This is a genomic window from Oscillibacter sp. CU971 (assembly GCF_905219725.1).
In the GTDB taxonomy this organism is placed as follows: domain Bacteria; phylum Bacillota; class Clostridia; order Oscillospirales; family Oscillospiraceae; genus Oscillibacter.
Map to the genome: position 1 here is coordinate 1 of NZ_CAJMXG010000202.1, position 5,376 is coordinate 5,376.

A 5,376-nucleotide genomic window follows, 5' to 3' on the forward strand; every position below is an offset into this window, starting at 1 on the left:
CGCACGTTGTTGGTGATCTGTATTAACTGTACTAAGAAAATTAACACAGTTGGGGCGCTTTGTCAAGAGGGAATCAAAATTTCCGCCCCGGCGGGAGAAAAAATTTCCCCCAAAGCCGGAAAAATCCTGAATTGGCCCTTTACAATGGGAAATCACTATGATATAGTAACGAAGTCCGTCGGTTGGGCGGAAAATACGCCCCGGAGCTTTGTTTCGAGGAGCTTCACCGGCCCGGAGCACAGCCCCGCGGGGAATTTGTTTGAAAGGTGGAAACCCTGTTATGCTTCGCAAAGAAGAAAAGACCGCAATTATCAACGCCAACCGCACCCACGAGTCCGACACCGGCTCTCCCGAGGTCCAGATTGCCATCCTGACCGAGCGCATCAACGTGCTGACCGAGCACATGCGGGCCAACCCCCAGGACAAGCACTCCAACCGGGGGCTTTTGAAGATGGTCGGCAAGCGCCGCAGCCTTCTGGACTACCTCCAGAAGAAGGACGTGGAGCGGTATCGCGCCCTCATCGCCAAGCTGGGCATCCGCAAGTAAGACGCAGACAGGGCGGCGTATATTCGCCGCCCTGTTTTCCGTGTGGTGAAACCGGCTTTCCTCCCATCCCTATCCACCGACGCGGGAGCCGCCGCTTTTTGTGTTTGAACGTTTCCCCAGCGCCCCGGGCCTTGGGGGAAGGTTCAAATACGAAAAGGACGCTCCCGCGCAAAACAAAAGAAAAGGAGCGCATCTATGTCTACCATCATCACAAAGAGACAATTCCCCAACTGCCGCAAGTACGAAATGGAGCTGGCGGGCCGCCCCCTGACCCTGGAGGTCGGGAAGCTGGCGGAGCTGGCCAACGCCGCCGTCATGGTGGGCTATGGCGACACCCGGGTCCTGGTCTGCGCCACCGCCTCCGCCCGGCCCCGGGACGGCATCGACTTCTTCCCCTTAAGCGTGGACTTTGAGGAAAAGCTCTACTCCGTGGGCCGTATCCCCGGCAGCTTCAACCGCCGGGAGGGCCGCCCCGGGGAAAAGGGCGTCCTCACCAGCCGGGTCATTGACCGGCCCATCCGCCCCCTGTTCCCCCACGACTTCCGCAATGACGTTTCCATCATGGCCACGGTCATGAGCGTGGACCACGACTGCTCCCCGGAGATCTGCGGCCTCATCGGCGCTTCCGCCGCCCTGGCCATTTCCGACATCCCCTGGCACGGCCCCGTGGGCGCGGTGAAGGTGGGCCTGGTGGACGGCAAGCTCATTTTCAACCCCACCAGCGAGGAGCGGAAGGTCTCCGACCTGGACGTGACCGTGGTGTCCACCGGGAAAAAGGTGGTCATGATTGAAGCCGGGGCCAACGAGGTGGACAACGACACCATGTTCCGGGCCATCCAGATGGCCCACGAGGAAAACCAGAAGCAGGTGGAGCTCATCAACCGGATGGTTTCCGAGATCGGCAAGGAGAAGTTCGACTATCCCCACGCCGACTTCGACGAGGAGCTGTTTGAAAAAATTGTCTCCGCCACCATGGACGAGGCCAAGGCCGCCATGGACACCGACGACAAAAACGTCCGGGAGACCCGGTGGAACGCCCTGATTGAGAAGTGGCACGAGCGCTTCCTGGACGAGTACCCGGAGATGGACAAATACCTGGACGAGATCACCTACAAGTTCCAGAAGAAGATTGTCAAGGCCTGGCTGCTGGAGGGCCACCGGGTGGACGGACGGCAGAAAAACGAGATCCGGCCCCTGGCCTCCGAGGTGGGGATTCTGCCCCGGGCCCATGGCTCCGGCCTCTTCACCCGGGGACAGACCCAGGTCCTGTCGGTGGTCACCCTGGACACCCTTTCCGCCAACCAGAAGCTGGACACCATCTGGGAGGAGACGGAAAAGCGCTATATGCACCACTACAACTTCCCCGGCTACAGCGTCGGCGAGGCCAAGCCCGCCCGCTCTCCCGGGCGGCGTGAAATCGGCCACGGCGCTTTGGCCGAGCGGGCCCTGCTCCCCGTCATTCCCGACGTGGAGAAGTTCCCCTACGCCATCCGGGTGGTCAGCGAGGTGGTGAGCTCCAACGGCTCCACCTCCCAGGGCTCTGTCTGCGGCTCCACCCTGGCGCTGATGGACGCGGGCGTACCCATCAAGGCCCCCGTGGCGGGCATCTCCTGCGGCCTGATTCAAGACGACGAGGGCGGCTTCACCACCTTCATCGACATCCAGGGCGTGGAGGACTTCCACGGCGAAATGGATTTCAAGGTGGCGGGCACCAAGAAGGGCATCACGGCCATTCAGATGGACCTGAAAAACGACGGCCTCACCATGGAGATCATCAAAAACGCCCTGGACATCACCTACGACGGGCGCTGCCAGATTCTGGACCAGATCATGCTCCCCGCCATCGCCGAGCCCAGGTCCGACGTGAGCCGCTATGCCCCCAAGATGCTGACCATGCACATTGACCCCTCCAAGATCCGGGAGGTCATTGGCTCCGGCGGCAAGGTGATTCAGAAAATCGTGGCGGACACCGGGGCGAAAATCGACATCAACGACGACGGGTCCATCTTCATCGCGGGGGTGGACGCGGCCTCCTGCGACGCGGCGAAAAAATGCATTGACGACATCGTGTTTGTGCCGGAGATCGGCGCGCTGTACTATGGCCGGGTGGTGCGCCTCATGACCTTCGGCGCGTTTGTGGAGCTGGCCCCGGGCAAGGACGGGCTGGTCCACATCTCCAAGCTGGCGGAGCACCGGATTGAGAAGGTGGAGGACGCCTGCAAAATCGGGGACATGATGTGGGTCAAGGTGACGGACATCGACGAAAAGGGCCGGGTGAACCTCTCTCACAAGGACGCCGTCCGGGAGATCAAGGCCAAGGAGGCCAAGGGCGAGCGGGTGAAATAAGGCAGAAGCTGTCTATGGGACGGGCCGGGAGGCCCGTCCCATTTTTTCCCGGGATTTTTTTGGGGGACCCATTGAAAGGGCGGCTATTTTGTGCTATGCTGTAAAAGTGAAATTGGCGCGTAAGGCGCGGGCATGACAGGAGGAGCGGAAGATGAGGCGTTGGGTTTGGAGAGTGCTTTTGATGGCGGCGGCGGTGCTGGCCCTGACGGGGACCGCCCTGGCGGCGGACACGACGGTCGTAAATGGTTTAATGCTGACACGGAACGGGTCCGAGTGGACAGTCACGGGGTATAGCAACACACCCAAGGCGGTTGTCATACCGGAGGAATATGACGGGAAACCAATTACGGCGATTGCGGACGGCGTTTTCGGCGGCAAGGAGCTGACCAGCGTGGAGATTCCGGCCACGGTGAAGACCGTGGGGGACGGGGCGTTCGCGTCATGCGTAAAATTGTCCCGCGTTACCTTTTGCAGCAAGGCCGGCGCAGGCGCTGTTACGGAGATTAAAGAAGCCGCTTTTGTGGGGTGCAAAGGCTTGACCACGCTGCAGCTTTCCGATCATGTAAAGAGCATAGGAGAAAACGCCTTCGCGACGTGTGAAGCTCTCCTTCAGGTTATCATTTTGGACGGAACGGAGAGCATTGCCACGGGAGCCTTCTCCGGCTGCAAAAACCTGGCAAGGGTTGCCGTCCGCGGTAAGGATACGAAAGTTACCATCGCGCCGGATGCTTTTCCGGCAGGAGCAAAATTGAAGACCATTCATTGCCAGGGGGAATTGGTCGTGTTTGAGGGAGACCCGGATGCCAATCCCTGGAAGGATGATACCATTCATAAGGTAGTTATTATACCCACGACGGTGGCTTCGTCCTGTGTGAACAAGGGCTCCTTTACCGTAAATGCTGTCTGCACGTCAAGCGCCTCTCCTACCACGTGCAAATTCACAGAGGTAAAGCAGGAGCTTCCTAAATTGGAGCATAACTTCAAGGAGGATTCTACCGAGGAGGAACCGGCTGACCACAAGGCGTGCCAGAGTTATGAGATTATCAAAACATACAAGTGCCAAAACACCGGATGCGCCGCTACAAAAGTAGAGAGAGAAACCATAGAGGCGGCAAAGGACCATGACTTCCAGGAGGAGACGGAGACGCTTAAGGAAGCGACCTGCACGGCTCCTGGTACGAAGGTCACGTATAATAAATGTAAGGCTTGCGAAACCAAGGTGCCCCTAAGAACGGAAACCATTCCGATTGATCCGCAGGCCCACGATTATGAGGAGAAGACCATTACCACAGAGCCCACCTGCGGCGCACCAGGTTATGAGAAAAGGGTAAAGGTCTGCAAGCTGTGCAAATACGAAGTGGTGCAGAGTGAGAGTGAGACGGGAGCCCCTACCGGAAAGCACGACTGGGAAGCCGCCAAGTATATCGTGAAGGAAGGGGACGAGGCCACCTGCGCGAAGAAAGGCACGGAAACCCTGGTAAAGCTCTGCAAGGTCTGCTCCGAACCGGCCCCGGAGGACGCCTATACGGAGGCGGAGAAGGAGCTGCCCAAAACAAAAGAAATCGATATGCTGCCCCACGACTGGGAGGGCGGAGAAGAGAAAGTTACCAAGCCGCCCACCTGCACGGAGAAGGGCGAGAAGACCATCGCGGCCCGGAAGTGCAAGAACTGCCAAACGGAAGAGCCGGAGACAACCGAAGAGATTCCCACGGTGGACCATCAGTGGGTTGCGGGCGAGGAAAAAATTACAAAGCCCGCCACTTGTACGGAGTCCGGCCTGAAAAATACCGGCGTGCAGAAATGCAAGAATTGCGACTTTGAAAAGGCGGCCGAGGAGAATGTTCCCATTCCTCCTTTGGGCCACCGCTGGGGCGGGTTTACCCCCAATACCGGAGAGGGAAGCCGTCAGGAGCCCACCTGCGGTGTGGCGGGCTGGGTCCTGGGCACCGTTACTTGCAGCGAGTGCAAGCAGACCGTTCCGAACCACAAACTGGAAATTGAGCCCACCGGCCTGCACGAATACGGCGAGTGGACCATTACCAAAGAGCCCGCCGCGGGCGTGGACGGTTCCCGGGAGCGGGTCTGCGCGGTCTGTGAGCACAAGGACGTCCAGGTAATTCCCGCCGGGAGCGTGCCCGGCCAACCCGCTGACCCGGATGACCCCGACAATCCTTCCAAACCCGACGAGCCCGACAAGCCCGCGGAGCCGGATAAGCCCGCCTCCTACCGGGTGGATATCATCCAAGGCAGCAACGGCTCCGCCTCCGCCAACCGCACCACCGCTCAGTCCGGGGACCGGGTGACGATTACCGTCTCTGCCAACTCCGGCTATGAGCTGGATATGATCCGGGCGGTCAGCGCCGACGGTAAGGTGCCCTACTTGGATTCCCTTGGCAGCGGCCAGTACCGCTTTACCATGCCCGCGTCCAACGTGGAAATCCGGGTGACCTTTACCCGGAAGAGCTCCAGCGGCTGGTCCGGTT

At 59.6% G+C, this 5,376-nt stretch carries 3 protein-coding genes; all 3 read left to right on the forward strand.

Features of this window, described 5'->3' with window-relative positions:
* The first annotated feature begins 280 nt into the window (after positions 1-280).
* On the forward strand, positions 281-547 hold the full coding sequence (gene rpsO, locus JX325_RS12320; protein ID WP_204791410.1) for a 30S ribosomal protein S15: 267 nt from the start codon (positions 281-283) through the stop codon (positions 545-547).
* Between the two features lie 195 nt (positions 548-742).
* Positions 743-2,893 (forward strand): polyribonucleotide nucleotidyltransferase, encoded by a 2,151-nt coding sequence (locus JX325_RS12325; RefSeq protein ID WP_204791411.1) that lies wholly within the window; start codon positions 743-745, stop codon positions 2,891-2,893.
* 151 nt (positions 2,894-3,044) lie between these two features.
* On the forward strand, positions 3,045-5,376 hold a 2,332-nt coding region (locus JX325_RS12330; RefSeq protein WP_204791412.1), incomplete at its 3' end, for a leucine-rich repeat protein.